Annotated in this window: 21 protein-coding genes; 7 read left to right on the forward strand and 14 right to left on the reverse strand. The window is 48.5% G+C overall.

Going from position 1 to position 26552, the window contains the following annotated elements; translation table 11 throughout:
* Position 1: 1 nt before the first annotated feature.
* From N2K84_RS13975 to N2K84_RS13990, 4 genes are all read right to left on the reverse strand, one after another.
* Complete coding sequence (locus N2K84_RS13975; RefSeq protein ID WP_282592439.1) at positions 2-337, reverse strand: MGMT family protein; 336 nt, start codon at positions 335-337, stop codon at positions 2-4.
* A gap of 62 nt (positions 338-399) precedes the next feature.
* Positions 400-1140, reverse strand: coding sequence for a tRNA (guanosine(46)-N7)-methyltransferase TrmB (gene trmB / locus N2K84_RS13980; RefSeq protein WP_282592440.1), 741 nt, complete (start codon positions 1138-1140; stop codon positions 400-402).
* A 95-nt stretch (positions 1141-1235) separates the two neighbouring features.
* Positions 1236-1697: a gliding motility lipoprotein GldH gene (locus tag N2K84_RS13985; protein WP_282592441.1), complete on the reverse strand. Its 462-nt coding sequence runs from the start codon at positions 1695-1697 to the stop codon at positions 1236-1238.
* Complete coding sequence (locus N2K84_RS13990; RefSeq protein ID WP_282592442.1) at positions 1694-2833, reverse strand: PSP1 domain-containing protein; 1140 nt, start codon at positions 2831-2833, stop codon at positions 1694-1696. The genes N2K84_RS13985 and N2K84_RS13990 overlap by 4 nt, the downstream gene beginning before the upstream one ends.
* A gap of 246 nt (positions 2834-3079) precedes the next feature.
* Here N2K84_RS13990 and N2K84_RS13995 point away from each other — a divergent pair, with 246 nt between their 5' ends.
* Positions 3080-5410, forward strand: coding sequence for a PAS domain-containing sensor histidine kinase (locus N2K84_RS13995; RefSeq protein ID WP_282592443.1), 2331 nt, complete (start codon positions 3080-3082; stop codon positions 5408-5410).
* A gap of 8 nt (positions 5411-5418) precedes the next feature.
* Here the strand turns inward: N2K84_RS13995 and N2K84_RS14000 are convergent, their stop codons facing one another.
* Positions 5419-6543 (reverse strand): DNA polymerase III subunit, encoded by a 1125-nt coding sequence (locus N2K84_RS14000; protein ID WP_282592444.1) that lies wholly within the window; start codon positions 6541-6543, stop codon positions 5419-5421.
* Positions 6544-6735: 192 nt separating this feature from the next.
* On the opposite strand from N2K84_RS14000, the gene N2K84_RS14005 reads away from it, so the two are divergent.
* Entirely contained in the window at positions 6736-7926 is a 1191-nt protein-coding gene (locus N2K84_RS14005) for a phosphoglycerate kinase (protein WP_282592445.1), read from the forward strand.
* 124 nt (positions 7927-8050) lie between these two features.
* On the opposite strand, the gene N2K84_RS14010 is transcribed toward N2K84_RS14005, so the two are convergent.
* Positions 8051-9358 carry a serine hydrolase domain-containing protein gene (locus N2K84_RS14010; protein WP_282592446.1) on the reverse strand — a complete coding sequence of 436 codons (1308 nt, stop codon included), beginning with the start codon at positions 9356-9358 and terminating at the stop codon, positions 8051-8053.
* Between the two features lie 378 nt (positions 9359-9736).
* Here N2K84_RS14010 and N2K84_RS14015 point away from each other — a divergent pair, with 378 nt between their 5' ends.
* The gene (locus N2K84_RS14015; RefSeq protein WP_282592447.1) at positions 9737-10162 is read left to right on the forward strand and encodes a C-GCAxxG-C-C family protein; all 426 of its coding nucleotides are present in this window, start codon (positions 9737-9739) and stop codon (positions 10160-10162) included.
* A gap of 63 nt (positions 10163-10225) precedes the next feature.
* Here N2K84_RS14015 and N2K84_RS14020 read toward each other — a convergent pair whose 3' ends face one another.
* The 5 genes from N2K84_RS14020 to N2K84_RS14040 form a co-directional block, all read right to left on the reverse strand.
* Positions 10226-13678: an efflux RND transporter permease subunit gene (locus N2K84_RS14020; RefSeq protein ID WP_282592448.1), complete on the reverse strand. Its 3453-nt coding sequence runs from the start codon at positions 13676-13678 to the stop codon at positions 10226-10228.
* A gap of 42 nt (positions 13679-13720) precedes the next feature.
* Positions 13721-14845, reverse strand: a complete 1125-nt coding sequence (locus tag N2K84_RS14025) for an efflux RND transporter periplasmic adaptor subunit (protein ID WP_282592449.1) — start codon at positions 14843-14845, stop codon at positions 13721-13723.
* Positions 14846-14874: 29 nt separating this feature from the next.
* Positions 14875-16218 (reverse strand): TolC family protein, encoded by a 1344-nt coding sequence (locus tag N2K84_RS14030; protein WP_282592450.1) that lies wholly within the window; start codon positions 16216-16218, stop codon positions 14875-14877.
* A complete protein-coding gene (locus N2K84_RS14035) occupies positions 16208-16831 on the reverse strand; it encodes a TetR/AcrR family transcriptional regulator (protein ID WP_282592451.1) in 624 nt (207 codons plus the stop codon). The genes N2K84_RS14030 and N2K84_RS14035 overlap by 11 nt, the downstream gene beginning before the upstream one ends.
* Positions 16832-17058: 227 nt before the next feature.
* Positions 17059-17730 carry a 2-C-methyl-D-erythritol 4-phosphate cytidylyltransferase gene (locus tag N2K84_RS14040; protein WP_282592452.1) on the reverse strand — a complete coding sequence of 224 codons (672 nt, stop codon included), beginning with the start codon at positions 17728-17730 and terminating at the stop codon, positions 17059-17061.
* Between the two features lie 130 nt (positions 17731-17860).
* Here N2K84_RS14040 and N2K84_RS14045 point away from each other — a divergent pair, with 130 nt between their 5' ends.
* A complete protein-coding gene (locus tag N2K84_RS14045; RefSeq protein ID WP_282592453.1) occupies positions 17861-18520 on the forward strand; it encodes a DUF2461 domain-containing protein in 660 nt (219 codons plus the stop codon).
* A 240-nt stretch (positions 18521-18760) separates the two neighbouring features.
* On the opposite strand, the gene N2K84_RS14050 is transcribed toward N2K84_RS14045, so the two are convergent.
* On the reverse strand, positions 18761-19771 hold the full coding sequence (locus N2K84_RS14050; protein ID WP_282592454.1) for an aspartate-semialdehyde dehydrogenase: 1011 nt from the start codon (positions 19769-19771) through the stop codon (positions 18761-18763).
* Positions 19772-19872: 101 nt separating this feature from the next.
* Here N2K84_RS14050 and N2K84_RS14055 point away from each other — a divergent pair, with 101 nt between their 5' ends.
* Together N2K84_RS14055 and N2K84_RS14060 are read left to right on the forward strand one after the other, a co-directional pair.
* Positions 19873-21321 (forward strand): T9SS type B sorting domain-containing protein, encoded by a 1449-nt coding sequence (locus N2K84_RS14055; RefSeq protein WP_282592455.1) that lies wholly within the window; start codon positions 19873-19875, stop codon positions 21319-21321.
* Between the two features lie 388 nt (positions 21322-21709).
* Positions 21710-22408: an energy transducer TonB gene (locus tag N2K84_RS14060; protein ID WP_282592456.1), complete on the forward strand. Its 699-nt coding sequence runs from the start codon at positions 21710-21712 to the stop codon at positions 22406-22408.
* 36 nt (positions 22409-22444) lie between these two features.
* Here the strand turns inward: N2K84_RS14060 and N2K84_RS14065 are convergent, their stop codons facing one another.
* Positions 22445-23128 carry a response regulator transcription factor gene (locus N2K84_RS14065; protein ID WP_282592457.1) on the reverse strand — a complete coding sequence of 228 codons (684 nt, stop codon included), beginning with the start codon at positions 23126-23128 and terminating at the stop codon, positions 22445-22447.
* Positions 23129-23133: 5 nt separating this feature from the next.
* The gene (locus N2K84_RS14070) at positions 23134-24663 is read right to left on the reverse strand and encodes a sensor histidine kinase (protein ID WP_282592458.1); all 1530 of its coding nucleotides are present in this window, start codon (positions 24661-24663) and stop codon (positions 23134-23136) included.
* Between the two features lie 369 nt (positions 24664-25032).
* On the opposite strand from N2K84_RS14070, the gene N2K84_RS14075 reads away from it, so the two are divergent.
* Entirely contained in the window at positions 25033-26472 is a 1440-nt protein-coding gene (locus N2K84_RS14075; RefSeq protein ID WP_282592459.1) for an amidohydrolase family protein, read from the forward strand.
* Positions 26473-26552: the final 80 nt, after the last annotated feature.

Here is a 26552-nt window from a genome sequence, read left to right on the forward strand (position 1 = left end):
TTTAATCTTCTGTTTTCAATTCTTTTTGCGGGTCCCAGAACACGTTTTTAAATCCGGTGACCTGGTCGTTTTCAATCCGGATTCCTTCGCTTTCGAGTAATTCCTGCATGGCCATCGGGTTTCCGAAATGATGCTTCCCGGTAAGCAGTCCCTGGGAGTTGACCACCCGGTGGGCCGGAACGTAAACCGGCTGAGTGTGCGATTTGTTCATGGCCCAGCCCACCATGCGTGCCGACTGGCCGGTTCCCAGTAAACGGGCGATGGCGCCGTAGCTGGTTACCCGCCCCTGCGGGATGAGCCGAACAACCTGGTAAACCATGTCGAAGAAGTCGTTCATTTGAGTAATGAGTATTGAGTAGCGAAAACTTGGAACTTGGAATCTGAAACTCGATACTTCCCTTATTCGCGGGCCGACCGTCCAAAACTGCGGTACGGATCTTTCTCAATTTCAACAGTTGGCTCGCGCAGCGGTTCATCGTGGCTGAGCTGAAAAGCCAGGTATTTGATGGGGATACCCCGTTCGCGCCATTGTTTTTCGTAAAAGGTTTGAATGGAAAGCACCTCATCCAACAGATCCGACTGGTACAAGTCGTCGGTTTGGGCCATAATTTTCAGGCCGTTTTCCTTCACCATTTCGAGGGTGTATTGATACTGAAAATTACTGTCGGTCTTCAGGTGAATGGTGCCTCCGGGCGCCAAAATACGGCGGTACTTTTCCATGAAATTGGTGGCTGTAAGTCGGCGCCGGTTGCTTTTCATCTGCGGGTCGGGGAAGGTCAGCCAGATTTGTTCCACCTCGCCGGGAGCAAAAAAGCGGTCAATGATTTCGATACTGGTCCGCAGAAAACCTACGTTTCGGATGCCCCGCTGCAAGGCATCTTTGGCCCCTTTCCACATTCGGGCTCCTTTTATATCGACTCCGATAAAATTCTTTTCGGGAATAAACCTGGCCAACGAAACGGCATATTCGCCTTTCCCGCAACCCAGTTCGAGCACCAGGGGTTGATTGGTTTTAAAGAACACGGCGTTCCATTTTCCTTTCAATTCATGGTCGGGCTGATCCGGATCATAAAACGGCGCCTGAACCACGTTTTCGAAAGTTGCCATTTCGGCAAACTTTTTCAATTTATTCTTTCCCACTTTCGGTTAGGTAATTTGAAATTTTGCTGTTTTATTTTAATTGTCGTTCTGCTGAGAAAAAAATTGCCTGGCGAACCATAGAACGGTGCGTTGGCTTAGTTTTTTTTCTCAACGCGGATGCCGATGTCCTGGATCCCTTTTAGATTTTTAGCCCGCATCCCATGCCTGATCCGGAATTGATATTCGCCAGCGGAGGGGAAGAAGACATTTTGTTTGTACAGGAATTGGTTATCAAACAGATCGCCAATGCCGCTGCCTTTCCACTTTCCGGTTGGATCGGCCAGGGTGAATTCAACAGTATCTTTGAGCAGGGAGCCATCGGGTGACCGGACATCGATAAAAAGCCAAATGTTGCTGTTGGGGTAGTTTCCCATGTTACGGATGTTTATCAGTACATTGTGCCCACCGAGGGTGTCGGTAGGCTCCAGGGTGAAAACCACAGTCGAGTCTTTGTGCCATCCGTCCGTATCAAATGTCCGGTAGTCCTCAAAGACACGCCCCTGATCGCAGGCGGACAAGGCGATAATCCATCCCAGCAGAAAAATCAGTTTTTTCATTTTCTGCCCCTGTTTGGATTCCGGTTTCCGGTATTTTTGTTTGCCGGGCGCTTCTTCTTTCGTGATCGGTGTTTGGGTTGGTCAAAACGGGTGAGGCTGTCCTGCGACAAAACATCTTCGTATTCCTTGGGTTTGCCAGCCGCTTTTGTTTCGATGTGCGCCAGTAATTTATCTACCTTCTTCCCGCGCTTGTTCAGAAGGATGATTTCTTTCACCCGGTCAACGGGTACCGCGATGGGGCCCGACGAATTCGGTGCATCCTCGATGTAGTACATAATCCGGTTGAAGATGTCGGTCTTAAAGAAATTGTATTTTCCCTGCTCGGTATGCAGCGGGATATTGTTGGGCGGAAAGTCCCGTTGGGCATCAATGTACGCATCGACTTCGAAGTTGAGGCAACATTTCAGTTTCCCGCATTGGCCGGCCAGTTTTTGTGGATTTAGGGATATTTCCTGGTAGCGGGCTGCATTGGTGGTGACAGATACAAAACTGCTGATCCAGGTGGCACAACAAAGCTCACGCCCGCATGGGCCAATCCCGCCGATGCGTCCGGCTTCCTGGCGGGCGCCAATTTGCTTCATCTCGATACGGATGCGGAACGTTTCGGCCAGCACTTTAATCAGCTGCCTGAAATCGACACGGCCTTCAGCGATGTAGTAAAAGATGGCTTTGGTTTTGTCGCCCTGGTATTCCACGTCGCCAATTTTCATATCCAGCCGAAGGTCCGAAGCAATTTGCCTCGATTTGATCATGGTGGCGTGTTCCTGGGCCATTGCTTCGCGCCATTTTTCAATATCGGCCTGCTTGGCTTTGCGGTAAACTTTTCGGATTTCGCCATTCACCAGCGTCACCTTGTGCTTTTTCATCTGGTGTTTCACCAGTTCGCCCACCAGGCTGACAATGCCGATGTCGTGTCCTGGATTGGCTTCAACCGCCACAATGTCGCCGGCCTTCAGTTTCAGGTTGTTAACATTCCGAAAATAATCTTTGCGCGTATTTTTAAACCGAACCTCGATGATGTTTTCCGGGTTGGTCATATTCACCACATCGTGCAGCCAGTCATATACTTCCAGTTTTGAACAGCTCCCCGAAAGTTTCTGACAACATCCCCGGTCGATTGTTAAATTGTCATCCATAGTTAATTGATTATTACTGAATCACTTTGATTGCAGTAAAAAGCCGAAGCTAAATACCTGCAAAAATAATGAATAAAGCTGATAAACAAAGCTGTATTCGCGGATGTTGGACTTTTATTAAACATGGATGATTGCTGTGCGCCTTTGGGACAATCGGCTTTCATGGCCTTGTTTTCATTTCAAAAAAGGATGCGCTATTCCTTTTTTAGTTTAAATTCCTTAAATTGAATACGATTCGGGAATAACATGGATACGACAGACCAACATTTAGAAAACAGATCTTCCCTGGAGGCCGAAATAGACCGGCTGCAACAAGAGCTTTCCCAAAACCGACAACAGTTTCAGGCCGCTTTTCTGAACATGCCGTTCGGTTTTGTTTGGCTAAAATTAGTTTGGGATAAAGCCAACGGTCATGCGGATGGGGAGATTATTTTCGCCAATGAATCTTTTCAACGGCTGATCAACTTACATCCAGATCAATTGTCCGGAAAGCGGATGACGGATTTATGGCCGGAATTGTCCGACCGGTTTTCTGCCCTGTTCAACCAGGTAACCGGAACAGGGCTTGCGGCAGAGCAGGAGTTGCAGGTTCAGGCAGCAGGCAAGTATTTCAATCTAACGGGTTATCAAATCCAGCAGGGGCAGATCGCCCTCACTTTCTGCGATATTACGGATAAGAAACGGGAAGAAGATCAACTTCAGTTGCAAAAGGAGTTTTATGAAAAGGTACTGGAAACGGTGCATGAAGGGATTTGGGTGGCCGACAAGGACGATATCATTTTTTTTGCCAACCGGGGGTTGACCGAAATTACAGGCGCCCCCAAGGAACACATCCTGCGGAAAAATGTACTCACTGGTTTTCGGCCCGAAACCACCCGTGAGTTCCGGGAACCATTTCTGCAAGCAAAGAGCAGCCTGCAGACCTTGCCCTACGAAGTGAAACTTAAAAACCTGGCCGGAAGAGATGCGGTACACGCAGGATGGCTCATTCCGATGGTAAAAAACGATCTTTACGATGGCATGATCTGCTCTATCCTGGATGTGACCGAGCAACGCAAAACCCGCGAACTCATCAAAGAAAACGAGCAAAGGCTGCGAAACATCATTGAACACAGTACTAACGCCTTCTATTCGCATACACCCGATCATGTACTCACTTATGTAAGCCCACAGATTAAACGCATCTTGGGCTATGAGCCGCAGGAGGCACCGATGCGTTGGATGGAACAGTTGACGGATCATCCGATCAACCGGATTGGTTTTGAACTCTGTAACAAGGCGATTGAAACCGGTGTGGCACAGGAGCCTTATGAGCTGGAACTGATCCACCGGAATGGCTCAAAGGTACGCGTTGAGGTTCGTGAAACACCTGTTGTAGAGAACGGGAAAACAACAGCCATTGTTGGTTCACTCACCGACATTACACGTCATACGGAGGTGTCGCGCGAGTTGACCGAGAGCCGCCAGGGCATGTTAAACCTCATTGACCGTTCGCCGGTGCCCATTGCCATCAATAGTCTCGACGGAAAAATCGAGTACCTGAATGGCGAATTTATAAACACGTTTGGCTACACACTGAAAGATATCCCAACACTGGACCATTGGTGGCCCCTGGCTTATCCGAACAAAATTTACCGGGAGAGCTTAAAGAAAGAATGGCTCGAAAAAATTAAAAACGACCGTCACAATCCAGATTATCCCGGCGCCGAGGTGGCTATAACCTGTAAGGATGGCTCAACCAAATTCATACAAATTATGTGGAGCCGGGTGGTCAATAAGCTGGTGTTGATTTTTAACGACCTCACCCGGCATAAAATGCTGGAAGACCAGATTATCCGCAAAAACAAGGAACTGGAAAAGGCTAAAATGAAAGCGGAGGAAAGCGATGCGCTGAAGTCGGCTTTCCTGGCCAACATGTCGCATGAAATCCGCACCCCGATGAACAGCATAATTGGCTTTTCGAGCCTGCTGGCCGAGGATGAGGTGACCGAAGATAAGCGGAAAAAATACATTTCCTTCATCCAGCTGTCCGGTGAACATCTGTTGCGGCTGATCGATGATATTATTGATGTGGCCAAAATCGAGTCGAACCAGCTGAAGCTCCAAAAAAGCCATGTTGAGCTCCGGCCCTTGCTGGAAAGTATCTATGAGCACCACCTGCAAAGCAAACTGTTGGCGCAGAAACCCAATCTCGCGTTTGGGCTCGATATGAAAAACCTGGAGCTGATGGAACAAATTTATACCGATCCGGTAAGGTTGAAACAGGTGTTTGATAACCTGATTACGAATGCGATAAAAAATACTTACGAAGGCCGGGTCGATTTTGGGGTACACCAGATTACCAAGTCTAAAATTACGTTTTACGTGAGCGACACGGGCATTGGCATTCCCCCTCGGTTTCAGGAAACCATTTTCAACCGTTTTTTGCAAATCGAATCCAAAATCCCCAAGCAGGGTACCGGCCTTGGTTTGAGCATCATTAAAGGGATACTGACCCTGCTGCATGGACGAGTTTGGTTCGACTCGGAAGAAAACAAAGGCAGTTGCTTTTACTTTTGCCTTCCGGTTAACGGTTAAATTCCTGTTTATTTGCGGATTAACTTGACCACACGCAGCGACAAGTCGGTAAAAATGATGCGGGCATGGCCATTCATAGCAATATGTACGTAGGCCTTTTCGAGCTCTTCGGTTAGCGAAACCACGTTGCGCTCGTTGATGAATGGCGAAAAGCGCGACGAAAATTCCATCTCTTCCTGATCCATAAATACGAGGCCGGGATTTTTGAGGTTGTGCATGAAGTTTTCGCGTACCAGTCCCAGCGCGTATTGGAGGAATACCTTCTGCCGTTCGCGCCCGATTTCCGAAACAGTTCCAACCCAGGCAAACAAGTCCAGGAATTTGCGCCCGTAGGCAAAGCGCATCAGCTCCTTAAAACGTTCCAGGTTGTAACGGTCCTGTTCGTCGGGCTGGAGCAATTGCAACGCCCGACGGTAGTTTCCGCGGCTTAAATGCACCACCTGGTCTAAATCGGTGCCGTTGGCCTGTGGCAGTTGGAGCAGGGCCGTTTTCATAGCTTCGGGTTGAATGGCGGGCACTTTAATGAGCTGGCATCGCGAGCGGATTGTGGCAATAATTTCTTCTTCACTTTCGGTAACCAGTAAAAACAGGGTTTTCACTGGCGGTTCCTCAATCATTTTCAGCAGTTTGTTGGAACAGGCCACATGCATTTTTTCCGGCATCCAGATGATCATCACCTTGTATTCCGATTCGTAGGATTTCAGGCTCAGCTTGCGGATAATCTCTTCGCTCTGGTGCGAGTAAATCATGCCCTGAGCGTTTTCGGTGCCGATAAAGTTGAACCAGTCATCCAGGTTGAAATACGGGCTTTGGAGGACCATCTTTCGCCATTCATCCAGAAAATTGTCGCTCACGGGCTCTTTCAGCTTGGGTGTTTTTACCACCGGAAAAACAAAATGCAGGTCGGGATGAATGAGCTTTTGGTACTTTTTGCACGAAACACATTCGCCGCACGAATCGCCGTCTTGCTTGTTCTGGCACGAAACATACTGGGCATAGGCCAGCGCCAGCGCCAGGTTGCCACAGCCTTCCTGCCCGGCATATAATTGGGCATGGCTCACCCGTTCGTCTTTTACGGATTGAATCAGTCGGTCTTTGATGGCTTGCTGCCCGGTAACATCGCGAAAAAACATAAGCTGAAATTATATGGGAACAAAAATAATAAATCCGGCGCCAATCTTCTGGCCTGGCTAAATTAACCTTTGCCCGGAAACATTCTTTACCTCTTCATTAAAAAATGACCATAAAAAATGGGGACTTAAAGTTAAAAGTTATCTTTTTCATATCTTTGAACACGTACAAAAAGAAACTAAAAATAATCTATTATGCAGACAATTGAAACGTATGATTTCAAAGGGAAGAAGGCGCTGATCCGCGTTGATTTTAACGTTCCTTTGAATGAAAATTTCGAGATTACTGACGATACCCGTATGACTGCTGCGGTACCTACCATTAAAAAAGTGATCGAAGCAGGTGGTTCTCCCATTATCATGTCGCACTTTGGCCGCCCAAAAGCCGGTCCGGAAGATAAATATTCCATGAAACACTTGCACAAACACCTGGCCGACCTGTTGGGTGTTGACGTGAAACTGGGCCCGGATTGTGTTGGCGCTGAGGTAAAAGCCATGGCCGATGCCCTGAAACCAGGTGAAGTGTTGTTGCTGGAAAACCTGCGCTTTCACAAAGAAGAAGAAAAAGGTGACGAAGCTTTCGCCGGGCAACTGGCCGAGCTGGGCGACTGCTGGGTGAACGACGCCTTCGGTACAGCTCACCGCGCTCACGCTTCAACTGCAGTGATCGCTAAATTTTTCCCGAACGACAAATTGTTCGGTTACCTGGTTGACAGCGAAGTAGCCAGCCTGGACAAAGTGGTTGCCAACCCGGAACGTCCGATGACGGCCATCATGGGCGGCGCAAAAGTTTCGACTAAAATCACCATCATCGAAAACATGTTGAACAAAGTGGACAACTTGATTATCGGTGGCGGTATGATCTTCACCTTCGTGAAAGCGATGGGCGGCAACATTGGCGCATCACTTTGCGAAGACGATTACCTGGAGATGGCTAAAAGCATCATTGAACAGGCCAAAGCTAAAGGTGTGAACCTGGTGATTGCTGAAGACTGCGTTGCTGCTGATAAATTTGCCAACGACGCCAACACGGAAGTTTGCCTGACAAAAAACATCAAAGATGGCTGGTTAGGCTTGGATGTTGGTCCTAAAACGATCGCCAAATTCAAAGAAGTGATCAGCACTTCAAAAACAGTTCTTTGGAACGGTCCTGCCGGTGTTTTCGAAATGGATGCCTTTGCTGCCGGAACCAAAGCGATTGGCGACGCGGTTGTTGAAGCAACTAAAAATGGTGCTTTCACCCTGGTTGGTGGTGGTGACTCGGTTGCCGCTGTTAACAAATTCGGCATTGCCGATCAGGTTTCTTACATTTCTACCGCTGGCGGCGCCATGCTGGAAACGTTGGAAGGCAAAATCCTTCCGGGTATCGCGGCAGTTCGCGGATAATTCGACGAAACAAGTAACGACCAAAATAGAAAGTCCGGGTGAAGGCCCGGACTTTTTTTGTTTAAAATTTTCTGGAAACTGACCGGGTGAATCCAAATCACCTGGTCAGTAAAGCAAACAGGGATTAATTTTCAATGGCCCCGTAAATGATTGCCGTCAGCTTATCGTAAAACTCGCCGTGCTGGAAAGGCAGGATTTGAGTCATCCCCACAAAAATCAATTCTTCTTTCGGGTCGATGAAAAATTTGGTGCTGAAGTAACCGCCCCATTCGTACGTTCCGGGTGATTTGGAGTTCAACCCGGCAGCATCATCGGTCAGCAAGCCGAAGCCCAGGCAAAAGGTGTTGCCCGGAATGTTGCTGAAGCCGGTGCCTTTTTGGTTGAGGCTGATTAGTTGATCGGCCGTCATCACCTCGATGGTTTTCCTGCCTAACAGCTGGTAGTTGTTGTAGCTTCCTTTATTTACCAAAGCCTGGATAAAGCGGGCATAATCCATTGCGGTTGACGACAGGCCGCCGCCACCGGCATAGTGCCCGATATCGTTGTTTTTCGGGTAGTCAATCATCGCTACCAATCCGGCGCCGGAGGCCATCGATAGCTCGTTTTCATTTTGCGCGTAAACCGGCACCAGACGGTCCTGTTTGTCTTCGGGGAGGTAGAAATAGGTGTCGGTCATGCCAAGCGGGTCAAAAATTCTTTCCTTGAAATACCCGGCCAGTGTTTTGCCCGAAACCACTTCAATTACGCGGCCCAGCACATCCATATTTAAGCCATAGCTGTATCGTTCGCCGGGTTGAAAAGCTAAGGGCACTTCGGCCAGCCGATTGATGAATTCTTCGGTTGTCCACGATTGGTGCGACAAGCCGACGCCCAGCATGTTGAATTTTGAAAAGACCGCTTGCAGTTTCCCGGGGTTGAAATCGCCGTAGGTAATTCCCGATGTGTGTGTCAGCAAATGACGGATGCTGATGGGGCGCTCGACCGGGACAGTGGTATAAGTTGAATCTTCCGGGTTGAAGGTATCCAGTACCACCTGGTTTTTAAATGCCGGAATATATTGGTAAACCGGATCATCCAAGCGCAGTTTCCCTTGTTCGTACATTTGCATGATGGCAACCGTGGTGATGGCCTTGGTCATGGAGGCGATCCGGAAAATATCGTCTTTTTGGTAGGGTGCATCTTTGGCGGTTGAGCGGTGGCCGAAGTTTTTATAATACACAATCTCACCATGCCGGGCTACCAGGAAAACTCCGCCCGGCAGCCAATCTTTTTGCATGTACTCGTTGATCAGGCTGTCGGCCAGCGCCAGGCGCGACGCTGAGAACCCGGCTTCTTTTGGAGTCGTTTCTTTGAGTTGGGACGGGATTGGTTTGTCGTACTGACAGGCGCTGAAGGTAAACAGGATGATGGCAATAAGCAGTAAGTTTTTCATCGTTTTTGATTTTTGTTTCGTGGTAAATTAGTGATTCACTAAAATAGGCAGAAAAAGGTTCCAAACAGGATTTTTGCCTTGCGAATTGCTTTTATTCACCACCGAATTTGTTTGATTCGTTACGGAATTATTTCCCGGCACGAAGACATCATTCATCTGCGTGATAGTATGAAGCAGCGGCAACGTAGCATATTTGTTCTGCGCCAGTGAATCATCGATATTCTCGATGGAATTATCTCGGGGCAATGGTGAATATCTATGGTGCAATTGGGAATAATCTTTCGGCAACGCCGAATATTTCTTATTCCACACCGAATAAGTTGGATGAAGTCATGTTTAAATTGCCTCGGAATGCACTAACTTAAATCAAAAAAAATCATGGATAAATCAGAAAGAGCTTTAGCCTGCTTCAAAAATTTTAATTGCAGCCAGTCGGTTTTCTCCACTTTTGCTGAAGATTTTCATATCGATCGCACTACCGCTCTCAAGCTGGCCAGCGGTTTTGGCGGCGGCATGGCCTGTGCCGAAACCTGCGGGGCCGTTACAGGCGCTTATCTCGTTATCGGGATGAAACATGGCCATGCCGTTCCCGATCCCGAAGCCAAAGCTGCTACCAAAGCCCACATCCGGGGGTTCAACAGCCGCTTTGCTGAAATACACGGAAGTTTGCTGTGCCGCGAACTGTTGGGGGTTAACATCTCGACCCCGGAAGGGCAGCAACTGGCCCGAGCGCGCGATGTGTTTAACCGGCTTTGTCCGCGTTTTATCGAAACGGCCTGCAAGCTGCTGGAAGACGAATTTTAGCGCACGAAAAAAGGCCTGTCCCGCGGGACAAGCCTCTTACTAATAATTGTTTCTGTATCTGAATTAAAACTGTTCGGTGGTTACGGTTACGGGAGCTTCGCGCAAACTGTCTTCGGGCAAAACGCCCAACACTTTCTTGGTGCGGTAGTTGATCCGGATGGTCAGCATGTACATCACCGGCGAAATTACCAGGGTGAGGAAGGTGGCAAAGGTTAACCCGAAAATTACCGTCCACGACATGGGGCCCCAGAAAGCAACCGTTTCACCGCCCATCGAAATCTCCGGGTTGAAGCGGGTAAACAAGGCGAAGAAATCGAAGTTTAGCCCGATGGCCAGCGGAATGAGCCCCAATACCGTGGTAATTGCCGTCAGCAATACCGGGCGCAAACGGGTTTTTCCGGCATTTACCAAGCAGGCGATTTCGTCATCCACATGCAGAAACGCTTTTTCCGATAAGCCCATTTCCTCACGTTTGCGGTCGCGCAGCAGGTCGATGTAGTCAACCAGTACAATGCCGTTGTTGACCACAATACCGGCCAGCGAAATGATGCCGATCCCGGTCATGATGACCACAAATTCCATGTTGAAGATGGCCAGCCCAAGGAACACGCCAATCGTGCTGAACAAGACCGTCGTCATGATGATGAGCGGGCGGATGAACGAGTTGAACTGGGTAACCAGGATCAGGGTAATCAAGGCCAGGGCCACCAGCAGGGCAAACATCAGGAAGCTGCTGCTTTCGGCCTGTTCCTGCTGTTCGCCGGTAAAGGAAATCGTATAGCCAAGCGGTATCTCATAATCGGCCAGCACCTGGCGGACACGTGCATTGATTTCGTTGGCATTGAAGCCCTCGATCACGTTCGACGAAATAGTGATCACCCGCTTATTGTCGATCCGGTTGATTTTGTCGTAGGTAGTTGAATACTCGAAGCTGGCCACTGCCGAAATCGGTATCTTGTTGCCTTCCACCAACAGGCGCTGGTTCATGAGTGTTGACACATCGTTCCGGTATTTTTCATCCAGCCGTACATAAATATCGTATTCGTCTTCGCCTTCTTTATAATCTCCGGCATCGGCACCGTACAGCGCATTGCGCAGGCCCAGGGCTATCGCGGTTGTCGAAAGCTGGTATAAGCGGGCTTTCTCGCGGTCGATCTTCACCAGCATTTCGGGCTGGTTGATGTCAATGTCCATTTTCAGCCCTTCAATTCCGGCAATCCGGTCGTCGTCAATCCGTTTGATCACATCATCGGTAATTTTCAGCAACTGGTCAAACTCATCGCCAGCCACCTCAATATTGATGGGCGCCCCAACCGGTGGACCATCGTCTTCTTTCTCGACATAGATTTTGGCGCCAACAAACCCGTTCAGGTTATCGGCCAGTTCTTTCATGATGTCGGACGTGCTGATGCCGCCGCGCAGTTTATATTCCTCGAACGAGATGGACGTGAGCGACTTGTTTGGACTGGCCGAATTTTCAAACAGGCCACCTTTCCCGTTGCCCACGTTGGTGGTTACAGATTTGACAATGTGGTCGTAAGGCTCCAGTGTCTTTTTAACGATGGTCTCCACTTCCAGCGAAACCTGATCGGTGCGCTCAATGGACGTACCCAGGGGCAACTCCATCGTTACATAAACTGTTTGCGGGTCGGTTTGGGGGAAGAAGATCACTTTGGGCTGGCTCAGTCCAAAGTAAGTTAACGAACCAATGAGCAAAAGGATGGTTCCGAAGAAATATACCAAGGGCATTTTTCCGGTTAGCGCCTGCCGTAATTGCTTTTCGTAGAGGCCTTCTACCCAAACCAGGAATTTATTCTGAAACCAGCGGGCCAGTTGCCGCAAAGCAACCAGATTGAGCAATATGAGCAAGGCGATTGCCATCAGGATATTGGCCAGCCAGTAAACACCCAGCACGTAAAACGGCAGCGAAACCGCGGCTAGGATACCGGCGTTTCTCAGTACCTTCTTTTTGTTTGCCTTTCGGGCAATATCTTCAATCTTCATGAAGGTGGCAATGAATGGTGGGGTCAGCACCAGTGCCACAAACAACGAAGAAGCGAGCACAATGATCAGTGTTTCGGGCAATATTTTCATGAACTCGCCCATGATGCCTTCCCACAGGATAAGCGGAAAGAAGGCCGCCAGCGTGGTGAGGGTGGACGAAATAATCGGGAAGGCAATCTCGCTCACGCCGCGCTGGGTGGCATGAAGCAGGGAATAACCTTTGGAATGGAGCCGATAGACATTTTCGACCACCACGATAGAGTTGTCCACCAGCATCCCCAGGGCCAGGATCAGACTGAACAGCACCATGTTGTTCATCGAGATGCCCATTTGCTGCAGGATCACGAACGACAGGAACATGGACATGGGGATGGACAGCCCGGAGAACAGCGCATTGCGGAACCCGAGGAACAGAAAGAGGACGAAAATCACCAGGATCATTCCCAGGATGATGCTGTTTTCGAGGTTGGCAATTTGGTTGCGGATGTAAAACGAGTTGTCGTCGGTGATGCGCACGTCCAGGTTTTTGGGCAAATACCCGCTTTCCTGCTGCGAGGCAATTACGTCGCGTATTTTATCGGTGGCCGCCAAAATGTTCTGGCCGCTCTTTTTGGTAACCGACAAGGTAACGACCGGCTTCTCGTCCAGGCGAGAGATGGTCGATTTTTCCTTGTAATCGTCAACCACTTCGGCAATGTCGCGAATGTAAACCGGTTTACTGTTGTTCACCTTGATAATGGTGTTGCGGATTTGGTCCATGTTGGTGTAATCCGCTTCGGTGCGGATTACCCGCCGGATTTCGTCGGAGGTGAATTCTCCGGCGCCCATGGTCAGGTTTTCCAGTTGAATGGCCAGTACAATATCCTCAAAGGCCAATTCGCTGGCGTCGAGCTTGTACGGATCAACATTGATCTGGATTTCCCGTTCATCAATCCCGCGTATCTTTGCTTCCGATACCTCGTTCAGTCCTTCAAATTCATCCTGAAGGTTCTCGGCAAACTTTTTCAGCTCGCGCATACTGAAATCACCCGACAGGTTGACGTTCATGATGGGAAATTCGGCGAAATCAAGGTCCTGTACCAAGGGGTCCGAATCCAAATCATCGGGCAGTTCGGTTTTGGCCTTGTCCACCCGGTCTTTGGTGTCCTGCAAAGCCGTTTTGATTTCTACATCGGTATTGAATTCAACAATGATGATGCTCACGTCCTGGTACGATGCCGAGGATACTTTCTTCACCCCCTGCATGCCTTTCAGTTCCTTTTCAATGGGGCGGGTAATGAAGTTCTCGATGTCCACGGGCGAGTTGCCCGGGTAAATCGTTTGAATGAAAATGTATGGCACCACAATTTCGGGGAACAACTCACGGGGCATGCTTTTATACGAAAACATCCCGAAAAAAACCAGCAGGACCGACAAGATGTAAACCGTGGTTTTATTCTTGATGGCCATGTAAGTTGGCTTGAATTTCCGGTGAATGTGGTCGGCGTTATCGTGTAATTTTAGTTTGTCCATGATGGTCTTGTTTTCTGGCTGAAAAGATTAAAAATAGGCTGATCAAATATGCACGGCCGATCCGTCGATCACCTGATCAAAACCTTCGGAAATAACTTTCATATTCGCTCCCAGCCCTTCGGTTACCTCAGTGAGGTTGTTGGCCGAAACGCCGGTGGTTACATACACTTTGCGTGCCCGCTTGATCGGGTCGGACTCGTCAACCACATAGGTATATTTCCCGCGGAAATCGCTCTTGATCAGCAGCGAGGGAACCACGAAGGCAGATTCGGACACATAATCGCGTATTTTCAGGATGGCAATCATATTGGGTTTGATCATGCCGTCGGGGTTGCTCAGATCGAGCCGGATGCGGAACGTGCGGTTGTTGGGATCGATATAGTTTCCAATCTGGGTAATCCGTGCTTCCGTATTTCTCGAAATCGCCGGAAAGCTGATGCTCACCGGGTTGTCTGTTTTTACCTTGGTCAGGTACGATTCGGCCACATCACCATAAATTTTTATCCGGCTGATGTTGACCACTTTCGCAAAAGGAAATTGCGGGCTGGCAATTTCTCCTTTTTTCTGAAAGATGACATCCACAACCCCATCGACCGGCGATTTGATCACGGCCATTTCCTTTTGGGCCTGCAGGCTTTCCAAACGGCGTTCCATCGATTCTTTATTTGATTTTGCTTGTAGGAATTGAAGCTCAGAACCAATTTTTTGATCCCAGAGATTCTTCTGGCGGTCGAAGGTGGTTTGCGCCAGTTCCAGACCGATTTTTGCCTCGGCGATACTTTGGTCCAGCATATCCGTATTCAGGTTGGCCAGTACCGTTCCTTTTTGAACGTGTTGTCCTTCGCGCACCAGGATGTCGATGATTTTTCCCGATCCTTCGGGACTGACGTTCACTTCCTGGTCAGCCTCAACCTTTCCGGTCACCTCAACAAAATGTTCAAACAAGCGTGGTTCCAGGGCGAGGGCTTTCACATTCACATATTTTACCTCGCTGTTGGCGTCCAGTTCCTTCTCCAATTCGGCGATTTTAGTTTCCAGATCCAGACGCTGTTTTTTGTAGTCAGTGAGTTGTTTGCGTTTGGCTTCCACGCTGTTGTCGGGTGTTCCGGCGCAGGAGGCCAGCACAAAAGCCATTACCAATACAACCAGTTGGCGGGCTCTTTTCATAGGTATCATCATTGTTTTCATGTGTTTTCTTATTTTCCGATTGCTTTATCCAAATTAATTTTTGAGGTCAACAGTTGCATTACCGATGCCACCCAGGCGCCCTGGGCTTGAATGTACTGGCTTTCGGTTTGCGATAGTTCCGTGCTGCTCACCATCCCGTTGTTGTACTTCACCCGGGTGCGCTCGTAAATTCGCCGGGCCAGCATCTTGTTGTCCACATCGTTTTTCAACTGGTCCATCGAACTTTCTACATCGGCCACAGCGGTGAGGTAATCTTTTTGCAATAGCAGAACAGCTTGCTTTTGGTCGTTCAGAACCTTGTCGTATTCCAACTCGGCCTGTCGAACTTTGGCCATTTTTTCGCCCGACGAGAAGATGGGCATGGTCACATTCACCCCCCACATGGACGACTTAAACCAGGGTACACTGCTATTGAACAGGTTAGCATTGTTGCCATAAGCAGTTTTGCTCCAATTATAAAACGCATCGATTCGCGGCAAATAGGCCGATTTTTCGAGCAGGAGCAACTTTTGGTTGGCTTGCCTCTGCGTGTCGAGCAGTCGAAAATCAATATGCGAGGCATGATCGAATCCCGGCCCGTTGCTTTCATCGGCCAGCAGCGGGCTGACAAAGCCATCCAGTGTATCCGTCAGTTTAATGGGAGCTTCCATTTCCACGCCAAGCGTGTATTTCAGCACCATGCTGGCCACGCGTAATTCGCGCTCGGCCTTTAGGATTTCGTTTTCGGCCCGCTGCACCAACAGGCGCATCTGGTCCACATCCTGCTCTTCCACAAAACCGTTTGCGTACATGGCTTTGGTGTCGCTTTCCAGTTTTTGTGTGTTGCTCAGGTTTTCCTTCATCACGGCCAGGTTTTCTTCGGCAACAAGTGCCATGTAATATGCCTGGGCAACCGCATGGCGGATTTCAATTTCCGTTTTCTCTTTCGCTTGGGTGGAAAGTTGCAGGTAGATTTTTGCTGAACTGACGCCCACCAGGTACGATCCGTCAAAAATTTGCTGGTTCACGGTGAACCCGAAATCCGAATTGAAATCCTGTCCGAATTTTACCGGGAGGTAAGTTCCCGCCTCGCCTCCGAAAAATTCTCCGGGAATGAGCGAAACAGGCAGGTTCAAAAAATTGGAATAGTTAGCTGTCCCCGAAACTTGCGGCAAGCCAGTCGCGATAGTTTCCCATACTTTCTTTCGGGCAGCTTCCACATCGAGGCCGCTGTTGCGGATGACATACGAATTCTTCAGCGCGAAGCTTTGCGCCTCGGCCAACGAAAACGACAGCACCCCCTGGGCCCCAGCCGTCCCGGCTATCACCAGGAACAAGAGTAAGGTAAATAGCTGTTTGAACTTAGTCTTCATGCTGAACATTGTTTAATTGCTGTTTATAGTACTGTAATCCTTTTTCGGTGCATATGCCGTGAAAATGATAATCTACAAGTTGGTCAAACACCCGGATGTCGCGGGTTTCCGCTTCGGTAAACAACCCGTTATCGGGGTTCAGGATAAGTAAGAACCGGCCAACCGCCAGGCGCGAAAGCATATCGCTGTCCAAATCTTCGCGAAAGAGGCCTTCTTCTTTTCCCTGCTCCAGTACCGAAAAGTTGTCGTCGTAAATTTTTATCCGTTTAAAATCAAGCACCTTCCGGTACACGCGCGGGTAAAATTTTCGTAAATCGAACTCCATGTTGTTCTGAAGCAGTTTAAACATCTTGGCCATATACTCCCGGATCCGGAGCACCCGGTCAATGGCATTCATTCCCGGTTCTTTTGAAATCCGATAGTTTGGGTTTCGCAGAAAAAAAACATCTACCACCTGTTCAACAAGTTCTTCCTTGTCTTTAAAGTGTTGATAGAGCGTCTTTTTTGATATCCCCAACTCCTGTGCTACATCGTCCATGGTCACACTCCGGATCCCGTGACGCATAAACAATTGGCCCGCTTCTTCAACAATCTGTTTCTTCTTGTTCTCCATGATGCCCTCAAATATAGCGCTTAATTTGATGTGGAAACTTTAAATATTCTTAAAGTTTCCTGAGTTTATAAGGAATTAACATATCGAACTGCTACTTTGTTTTGGGCGGGACAAAACTAATCCAGGGAAGATGTTTCCACAGCACCGGAATCGGCGAATGACGAAATAAATCGTGGAATGAAGCTTTTACAGACGGCAAGTTTGGCAGGCTTACCGGCCAGGGTTTTTTAATCGAGGCCGGGCCAAAGGTATTTGGCCAGTTTGAGGTCGGCGGGGTGGGTAATTTTAATGTTTTCCGGGTTTCCGGGCACCAGGTTTATTTTTTCGCCCAACGCTTCGCAAACCGATGCATCGTCGGTAAAACGCGGGCTTTCGGGTTGAAGATAGGCTTTCTTGATGAGGTCGAGCCGGAATGTTTGCGGGGTTTGCACCAGCCGGAATTGACTTCGGTCCACATGATGGCTGCTGTCTCCCGCCAATTGGCGGAGCGATTCCACTACCGGTATTACCGGAAGCGCATTTCCGGATTTTATAGCAGTTTCTTCGCAGTTACGCAACGTTTGGACCGTCACAAGCGGCCTCACGCCATCGTGTATAAAAACCAGTCCATCGGCGGGCAGCAGGGCCAGACCGTTTTTCACCGACTGGAATCGACTTTCTCCGCCTATGGCCACCTTGTGTTTTAAGGTAAACTGATGGGTATGGCACAGTTCGTTCCACCGTGTCGTCTGGTCTGCCGGCAATACCAGCGCCAACCGTATGGACGGATCGTATGCCGCGAAACGTTCCATCGTCCGCATCAGGACCGGTTTCCCCGCGAGTTCCAGAAACTGTTTCGGGATTTCGGCCCCCATGCGCGAACCACTACCCCCGGCTACGATTAATGCAAACTTTTCCATGCTAAAAATGTTACCAACAAAAATAACATTCCATTTTGATTCCGGCCCAACGACCTGTTCTTTTCAGTAACTTGGGCTGGCGTTCAATGCCAGTTGCATTAATACGACAAAATCCATAAAATCGCAATTCATGAAATCAGTACTTGACTTTTTAAGCGATCTGGGGCGGAACAACCAGAAGGAATGGTTCGATGCCAACCGGAGTCGCTATGAAGACAGCAAAACCAAGGTGTTGTTTTTCACCGAAATCATGATTCAGGCAATCCGAAAGTTCGATCCTGAAGTTCCGCCTCTCAGTCCCAATGATTGCTTGTTCCGCATTTACCGGGACATACGTTTTTCACCTGATAAAACGCCCTACAAAACACACATGGGCAGCTTTATCGCCGCGGGTGGCCGGAAAAGCTCACGGGCAGGGTACTACATTCATATCGAGCCGGGAAATTCGTTTTTGGGCGGTGGCATTTGGTGCCCGCCTGCTGATCAGCTAAAAGCCGTTCGTTGGGAAATCCACGATCATCCCGGGGATTTTCAGGAGATTCTGGATGATCCGGAATTCAACCGTTATTTCAAGTCGATTGAAGGCGAAAAGTTGAAAACGGAGCCGAAAGGCTTTGACAAGGATTTTGAGGCGATTGACCTGCTGCGCTATAAATCGTACGCTTTTGGAGTGCCTGTTACCGATCAGCAAGTAGTAGGTGAAGGTTTTATCGACTTTGCTACCAGCGCGTTTACTCAACTGCACAAGGCTAACCGGTTTTTAAACTCGGCCCTCGACAAGTGGGCTTGAGCTACTTTTACAAAAAAACGGTCGATCGGCCAAAAACATATCGTTCGTGAGCTGGGAAGCGGTATTCACCCTAAAAAAGCCCTCATTCATACAATAATTGAAAAATGAGGGTTACGATTGTCTTTTCCGGTGAATAAACACTATGGTTAGTTTCTTCCCGATAACCCATTTCTAAATAAAAGAAGCCGGACAACTGCCCGGCTTTCTTTATTTATCTTCCATCGGAACAAGTCCGTGCATTTATTTCACTTCACCGTTTTTAATCAACCACTCGGCAATTTGAACAGCGTTCAGGGCAGCGCCTTTTTTGATTTGGTCGCCGACACACCAGAAAGTAAGGCCTTTCGGGTTGGTCAGGTCTTTACGCAAACGGCCCACGTACACGTCGTCCTGTCCGGCAACGAACAAAGGCATGGGGTATTCCTTGTTCTGCGGATTGTCGATCACAGTCAAGCCTTCAAAATTTTCGAAAGCATTGCGCACCTGGTCCAGACTCAGTTCATCCTCGGTTTCAATCCAAATGGCTTCGGAGTGGGAGCGGGCCACCGGCACACGAACGCAGGTAGCGCTCACCTCGGCGTCGGTATGCATAATTTTTTTGGTCTCCCAGTTCATTTTCATTTCTTCCTTGGTGTACCCGTTTTCCAGGAACACATCGATGTGCGGGATGATGTTCATCGCCAACTGGTATTGGAATTTGCTTACAGTTGGTTCTTCGCCTCCGGCCAATTGCTTGGTTTGTTCTTCCAGTTCGGCAATTCCCTGTGCACCGGCGCCACTGGCTGCCTGATAGGTAGCAACCTGAATTTTTTTGATTGTTGAAAGATCGTTGATCGGTTTCAGGGCCACAACCATTTGGATGGTAGAACAGTTTGGGTTGGCAATAATGTTGCGGGGACGTATTTTCGAATCTTCCGGGTTGACTTCGGGCACCACCAATGGCACATCATCATCATAACGGAAAGCGCTTGAATTGTCGATCATGATCGCACCGTATTTGGTGATGGTTGATGCAAATTCCTTGGAAATGGAAGCCCCGGCGGAGGTCAAAGCAATGTCGATATCTTTAAAGTCATCGTTGTGTTTCAACTCCTTTACAGTTAGCTTCTTCCCTTTAAATTCATACTCGGTTCCGGCACTTCTGGCCGATCCAAACAAAACTAACTCATCCAGCGGGAAATTCCGTTCAGCCAACACGTTTAAAAATTCCTGGCCTACAGCACCACTTGCACCAACAACTGCAACTTTCATAATTTAAAAAAATTTTGTTAATTTACTTTTTAATGATCACGTTCTTCAGCACGTAGCCTAATAGCCCCAAAATTAGTTGTTTACTTTTAATTTTTCACCGAATGAACACGAATAATTGGTTATTTGTCTTTCTGCTTGTAAATTTCTTAACAATTGAAAGTTATGCTGGTTCTGTTTGGGAAGAAAGATTTGTAGTTCCCGATAAAGGTGTATGGGGAGACGCCGATGGTGTGACGGTGCATTCAGACCTCGATGGCATCGATCAATGGACATTAAATACCGACCAGTGCCAGTTCACAGCCGCAAATGATTACGTAAAAACAGTTACCACTTCAGGCGGACGCTTTGAGGTCTTGGATTGTGATGGCGAGGCCGTCTGGATGTCACGATGGATAAAAATAAAAACCCTGCTGAATGTGAGCTGCGAACTGACGGCCTGGGAAACCGGAAGCGGTAATAACGCCGCCAATAAATTTTTGAGTGTGTATTACCAACTGGATAACCGTCCGGAGCAACTTTTTGAGACCAACGGGCTGAATGCCGGCAACTGGGGAGAAGCTACTGTCAGCCAGACCGGTTTGGCCGGCGATTCGTTGCGTATCGTTGTGCGGATGAACAGCAGTTATGCCTCCGATAAAGTCATCTTCGATAATGTATTGGTGCAGGCCGAAGAGCCGCCCCTGGATCCGGAAACCCTGGCGTTGCACGGCGAAGTCCTCATCAGCGAAGTTCTGTTCAATCCAAAACCTTATGGCAGTGATTTTGTTGAGCTGTACAATTCATCCACAAAAACGATTCGCTTGGATCATCTTTACATGGCTGGCCGTGACCCGGAGGGCAATTTGATATCTGTGTCGCCTGTTTCGTCATCCGAGAGCTATCTCCAGCCGGGGGCTTACTTGTTGCTCAGCGAAGATACGGCCAACATACGGGCCGCTTACCCGGCGTCGTGTACCGAAAATTTCTGGCTCGTGGATCAGCTGCCGGCTCTTCCCGACAGCGAAGGCACACTGCTTTTGTTGGATGATTCGCTGGAGATCATTGATGAGATGTACTATTTCACTTCCATGCACCATCCTTTTTTAGCGGATGAAGAAGGCGTGTCTCTGGAATGCACCTCATTTGACAGGGATGGTACCGAAGCCGACAACTGGGCCTCATGTGCCGCGTCTGCCGGATTTGCCACTCCGGGCTGCCCCAATTCGATAACCCATTCCGAATTGCCTTCGCAGGAAGAGCTGACGGTCCATACTGATGTTTTTTCTCCAAACTACGATGGCTATAATGATTTTCTGAGCATTGGGTATTCGTTTTCGCGGGCGGATTATGTGGCCAATGTTACCGTTTTCGACTCACGGGGCCGGTTTGTCCGAAAGCTGATCCACCAGGAAACTGCCGGGCAGAGCGGGGAGTGGACCTGGACAGGAAAGCAGGATGACAACACGGTTGCCCGCCCCGGAATTTATGTGATTTACATCGAACTAACCAGTCCGCAGGGTCTGGTGAAACGTTTCCGCAGGAGCTGTACCCTCACCGATCGGTTGCTGTAAATTGCGCATTTATTGAAAATAGTAAAGATATTTCCAAACCAGTTGGAGGTACTCGATCATCGATCGTTGATCATTAATCCGCGACCGAAAATAATTTCTCTTGCTATCGGGCACAAGCCGGACCTGCATCTGCCCAAAAACACGATCATTAACATACTGCATGTTACGTAATTCGGAAACCAGCTCCTTCCCGAAACCGTATAAATACATGTAAAACAAACAGCCTGAAATTGAACAGGCCCCAAACCCAGCTCATGAACCGTGTTCATCACCCCATCAAAGGGGAATAGGATCATAGACTTGTTGCAAAGGCCCGGCTTTTGCTCCTTCAAACAAACAATGATATGTACCAGAAGTACCAGCAAATAAGCATTGTAAAAAAAGAAATATGGAAACCAAGAAATATCCGAATGTCGATCTGGACAATTATCACAATATTTTTGTTGAGGTGGGATTGATTGTGGCATTGGGGATATGTTTTATTGCCTTCGAGTGGAAATCATCCGTAAAAGAAACCAGCCACTTAGGTCAGGTGGTCACCCAGGAAATAGAAACCGAAATTATCCCGATAACCCGGCAGGAACAAGTACGTCCGCCTGAACCGCCACCGCCGCCCAAAGTGGTGGAGGTGCTGAATATTGTTTCCAATGAAGTTGAAATTGAAGAAGAGCTGGTGATTGAAGCGACCGAGGCCGATCAGCAAACTTCTATCGACATTGCCCCGATGATGGTTGCGGTGCAGCGGGAGAAAGAAGCGGAAAAGGATGAATCGCCTGTCTTTTTCATTGTGGAAGAAATGCCCGAATTTCCGGGAGGGGAATTGGCTCTTCGGAGATTTATCGCCAATGCCATCAAATATCCGGTCATTGCCCAGGAAAACGGCGTGCAGGGAAAGGTGTATGTCAGCTTCGTGGTGGGAAAGGATGGGCAGGTAACCGATGCCCGTGTTATCCGCAGTGTTGACCCTGCCCTGGATAAGGAAGCCTTGCGGGTGGTCAATAGTCTGCCGCGCTGGAAACCCGGTCGGCAGGGCGGCGAAAACGTGCGGGTTTCGTTTAGCGTGCCTATCAGTTTTGTCCTGCAATAAAAGTACGTACGGATATCATAAACGGATTTTTTTCAATCACAATACCAGTTTGTACCCCATGCCGTGAACGGTGATAATATGCTGGCTGTCGGGTGTGTCCACCTTGTTTCGAAGGCGGACGATGAAATTATCCACCGTGCGGGCAGTGGGTTGATAATCCATGCCCCAGACATGGTCGAGCAAATCGTCGCGGGTGACAATTTTGCCGGCATGGCGGTGCAGGTAATGCAGTATTTCAAATTCTTTGTGTGACATTTTCACCGGAGTATCATCCAGGTACGCTTCGTAAGCATCAAACGATACCCGTAAATTACCAATCGTGACCAGGCTGTTCTGGTGCAGATTATTCCCGGCACTTCCGGTTCGGCGCAAAATCACTTTGATGCGGGCCAGCAATTCTCGAAGGCTGAACGGTTTGGTGATGTAATCATCGGCGCCCAATTCCAGTCCCAGCACTTTGTCCAGTTCTTCGCCGCGGGCGGTCAGCAGGATGATGGGCGTGTCGATGCCCAGTGCCCGGCTTTTTCGGCACACATCAAAGCCTGATAGGCCTGGAAGCATAACGTCCAGCAACACCAAATCGTAGGTGCCGGTTTGCAGCTTTTTCAAGCCATCATCGCCCCGGTCGGCTGTATCTACTTCGTAACCTTCAAATTCGAGGTTATCGCGCAGTCCGGTCAGCATGGCCTGTTCATCTTCGACGATTAGAATTCTTGACATGATTGTTATTTTTTCATAGGAAATTTCAGAATAAACGTACTTCCTTCACCCGGTTTACTGCGCACTGCCACGCTGCCACCGTGCGCTTTCATCATTCGTTTCACCAGATTGAGTCCCAACCCCGAGCCTTTGGCCTTGTGTGCCAAATCGCCTTCGGTTACCCGGTAAAACTGATCGAAAACATATCTCTGGTTTTTGGCCGAAATGCCAATCCCGTTGTCTTCTACTTCCACCCAAATTTGTTTGCTTTTCCGAAGCAGCCTCACCTCTATTTTCTTATCATGGTCGGCCCCGTATTTGATGGCGTTGTCAATCAGGTTTACCAACATGTCTTTCACGGCCTCGGTATCGGCGAGTACGGTGGCTGGTTCCGTATGGCTGCTGAAACGGCAATCCACCTGTCCGCTATGCAGGTGGGCCTGTAACGATGTCAGGATATGAGGTACTAGTTTATTCAGGTCAACAGTTTCAAACGTGTAAGCAAGGCGGTTTTTCTCCAGGCGCGAAAAGTTTAGGATGCGGTTAACAATGTCGGTGAGCCGGATACTCTCCTGCTGAATGGTGAGCAGGTACTCTTCCTTTTTCTGTTCGGTTTTCACCCGTTTGAGCAGCAAGGTTTCGGCATACATGCTGATAAGTGCCAGTGGCGTGCGGATCTCGTGCGACACATTGGAAACAAACTCCGACTTGAGTGCGGCCAATTTGATTTCTTTGCGGATGTTCACCAGCACAAACAAAAAACCCAGTACCACCAGCAGGCTCATTCCCAGTATCAGGTAGTTATCGCGGCGGGTCCGCTCAGTGGCGAGTTCGTAAATTGTTTTTGTTTTCAACCGGATGCCCAACTCGTAGTCTGGCAGATACCACATGCCGGCAGTTTGCAGTGAGTCGGTCGGTTCGCCTGCTTCGCCGGTGTGCATCATCAGCTGTCCGGTTTGTTTGTTCCTGATCTGGATGTAAAAGATCTCCTGTGAGATTTGTTGCACTTGTGCCCTTAGGTTTTGGGCGATAAATGTGCCCGGCTCAACCAGTAACTGGCAAGCTTCCCGTCCGCTTTTGTTTTTGGGCAGAAAGCAATATTGCACCAGTTCTCCGGAGTGTGAGGCATTCAACCGTTGGTAGTTGTTTGCCAGGAAATCGCGCATGGCAGCAATTTGTTTGGCTTCGGGGAAATCCCCAAAACTGCCGCCGTGGTTTTCGCGATGAAATTCAGCCAGCACCAGTTGACTGTCGGGTTCAAAAAAGCGAATGCCCAGGATAGCCGGGTTGTTTTGGAGAAGATTTTCTACCAATGAGTGCATCATTTCATCATCAGGCGGCAGGGGATGGTCCAGGGTTTGGCTCCATTGTCCCAACACGTTTTCCGAGTACTGGTTCACCGAAAACAGGATCGACTCCAGCTGCGTGGAAAACACCCGTTCTACCATCTGCTCGTTCTTGGTAAGCGCCGAATATTCGCGCATCAGGTAGAAGCTCATGGGCAGAGCGACAATTAGCAGGAGTACCAGGCTGATTTTAGCTAGCGTACGGACCATTTTCTGTTTTTGTTGATGAACCCGATAAAGGTATTAAATCGGCTGGAAACTAGAAACCCCTCGTGCGAAAGCCACTCATCCTTTGTTTACTCGGAAATTATACCGACATCGGCCCGGGCTGCATCGTTTTCACGAAATAAGGCATAAATATGAGTAGTTGCTTAATGAAACAAGTTCCACGCACTGAAAACATTTTTTGCTATTCGGATATTTTATTCTTAAATTGTATTGCCTTAAAACATCCAGCGCCACAAATTCTCCGAACCAAGAATCAGCCAATCATTTTTCGTGGATTGTCAACCGGAATACCGGAATCGGTTGACGCCAAAAAGTGTTCAATTTTGATTAACTTTTAAAATTTGATGCAACATGGATTCGCGATTTATCGATTTACACATTCATCCGGCTATTAAGCCGTTGGGGAAAAGCTTCAACCGGAAGCCGGGAGTGAACGATCCAAACAGAAAGCACCAGAACAGCCTGTGGTACGCCGACTCGCCTTCGGTTCTGGATAAATTGGCCAACATTACTACCACCCTCACCAAATTCAGGCAGGCCGATTTTACTTCGTTGGCCAAAGGTGGGGCTCAAGTGGTTTTTGTGTCGCTATGTGGTCTCGAAAAGGGATTTGTAATGACCAAAATAGGTACCGGGCTACCGGGCGATTTGGTTAACAATTTAGTAATTGGCATGGGCAAAAAACGCATCGACCATGTTCAGAAGATGGACAACTACTTCAGCGACCTGGAATTGGAATATAATTTCTACAATCAATTGGACGGGCATCGGGTCAGGATTGACGGCAGGTGGTACCAATATCGTTTAATTTCCGGTTTTCAGGAAATAGAGGAGAATCCGGATGTTGAAACTACTACCATTCATGTGGTTTTATCCATTGAAGGGGCACATGTTTTTAATTGTGGTTTGCAGATGATGGGAAAGACAGCTGATCCAGATGAAGTGCTGGCCAATGTTGATAAAGTGAAACACTGGGATAAGCGCTTGTTTTTCATCGGTCTGACTCATCATTTCAACAACGAACTGTTAGGCCATGCACAAAGCCTGCATGGAATCGTGCGTAAGCTATGCGATCAGTCCGATGGAATGAACGAGGGGTTTCGGGAGCTGGGTTGGAAGGTTGTTCGCAAATTACTCGACAATTCCGATGGCCGGCGGATTCTGATTGACCTGAAGCACATGAGTGTGAAGGCGCGCGAAGAGTATTACCAGTTTCTGGAAGAGGAATATCCCGGCGAGGTTATCCCCTTGCTGGTGAGCCATGGCGCTGTAAACGGACTAAGATCGCACAAGGAGAAAGTGGAGGATGACTTGTTCAATTACGGTAAGTTTCAGCCAAATGACATCAACTTTTTTGATGATGAGATTGTCAGGGTGGCTCGGTCGGGTGGCTTGTTTGGCATTCAGTTTGACGAACGTCGCATGGCCAGTGAACTGGAGCTTAAAAAAAGCGGGCCATTTTTGAACCGGCGTAAAATGCTGTTCTACAAATCGAAACTCATCTGGAACCAGATTGCGCATATTGCAGACGTGCTAAACAGGAACAATCAGTTCGCCTGGGGAATTCAGTGTATCGGGTCCGACTACGACGGAATGATCAACCCGCTGAATGGTTACTGGACAGCTGAGGATATGCCGTTGTTTGACAGTTATCTCGAAAAACATGCCTACAATTTTTTAGTGTCCGAACAAGCGAACAAATTATACGAATATAACCGGCTCAAGGCCGATGAAATAGTTGAACGTTTTATGAAGGGAAATGCCTTTGATTTCTTGAAGAAGAACTTTTGACTAGTAAGCCGATTCCGTTGAATGGCTGTTACGTGAAAGAGAATCGAGCGGCAGAATGCGGACGCTGCGTTTATCCCGGT

Origin of the sequence: Gaoshiqia sediminis (genome assembly GCF_025907915.1) — a bacterium.
GTDB classification, from domain to species: domain Bacteria; phylum Bacteroidota; class Bacteroidia; order Bacteroidales; family Prolixibacteraceae; genus Gaoshiqia; species Gaoshiqia sediminis.

Bases quoted from the DNA above. Each gene is read 5' to 3' on its own strand.
- N2K84_RS13975 (WP_282592439.1), bottom strand. From the start codon at position 337: ATGAACGACTTCTTCGACATGGTTTACCAGGTTGTTCGGCTCATCCCG.
- N2K84_RS13985 (WP_282592441.1), bottom strand. From the start codon at position 1,697: ATGAAAAAACTGATTTTTCTGCTGGGATGGATTATCGCCTTGTCCGCC.
- N2K84_RS13990 (WP_282592442.1), bottom strand. From the start codon at position 2,833: ATGGATGACAATTTAACAATCGACCGGGGATGTTGTCAGAAACTTTCG.
- N2K84_RS13995 (WP_282592443.1), top strand. From the start codon at position 3,080: ATGGATACGACAGACCAACATTTAGAAAACAGATCTTCCCTGGAGGCC.
- N2K84_RS14000 (WP_282592444.1), bottom strand. From the start codon at position 6,543: ATGTTTTTTCGCGATGTTACCGGGCAGCAAGCCATCAAAGACCGACTG.
- N2K84_RS14005 (WP_282592445.1), top strand. From the start codon at position 6,736: ATGCAGACAATTGAAACGTATGATTTCAAAGGGAAGAAGGCGCTGATC.
- N2K84_RS14010 (WP_282592446.1), bottom strand. From the start codon at position 9,358: ATGAAAAACTTACTGCTTATTGCCATCATCCTGTTTACCTTCAGCGCC.
- N2K84_RS14015 (WP_282592447.1), top strand. From the start codon at position 9,737: ATGGATAAATCAGAAAGAGCTTTAGCCTGCTTCAAAAATTTTAATTGC.
- N2K84_RS14020 (WP_282592448.1), bottom strand. From the start codon at position 13,678: ATGGACAAACTAAAATTACACGATAACGCCGACCACATTCACCGGAAA.
- N2K84_RS14025 (WP_282592449.1), bottom strand. From the start codon at position 14,845: ATGAAAAGAGCCCGCCAACTGGTTGTATTGGTAATGGCTTTTGTGCTG.
- N2K84_RS14030 (WP_282592450.1), bottom strand. From the start codon at position 16,218: ATGAAGACTAAGTTCAAACAGCTATTTACCTTACTCTTGTTCCTGGTG.
- N2K84_RS14035 (WP_282592451.1), bottom strand. From the start codon at position 16,831: ATGGAGAACAAGAAGAAACAGATTGTTGAAGAAGCGGGCCAATTGTTT.
- N2K84_RS14040 (WP_282592452.1), bottom strand. From the start codon at position 17,730: ATGGAAAAGTTTGCATTAATCGTAGCCGGGGGTAGTGGTTCGCGCATG.
- N2K84_RS14045 (WP_282592453.1), top strand. From the start codon at position 17,861: ATGAAATCAGTACTTGACTTTTTAAGCGATCTGGGGCGGAACAACCAG.
- N2K84_RS14050 (WP_282592454.1), bottom strand. From the start codon at position 19,771: ATGAAAGTTGCAGTTGTTGGTGCAAGTGGTGCTGTAGGCCAGGAATTT.
- N2K84_RS14055 (WP_282592455.1), top strand. From the start codon at position 19,873: ATGAACACGAATAATTGGTTATTTGTCTTTCTGCTTGTAAATTTCTTA.
- N2K84_RS14060 (WP_282592456.1), top strand. From the start codon at position 21,710: ATGGAAACCAAGAAATATCCGAATGTCGATCTGGACAATTATCACAAT.
- N2K84_RS14065 (WP_282592457.1), bottom strand. From the start codon at position 23,128: ATGTCAAGAATTCTAATCGTCGAAGATGAACAGGCCATGCTGACCGGA.
- N2K84_RS14070 (WP_282592458.1), bottom strand. From the start codon at position 24,663: ATGGTCCGTACGCTAGCTAAAATCAGCCTGGTACTCCTGCTAATTGTC.
- N2K84_RS14075 (WP_282592459.1), top strand. From the start codon at position 25,033: ATGGATTCGCGATTTATCGATTTACACATTCATCCGGCTATTAAGCCG.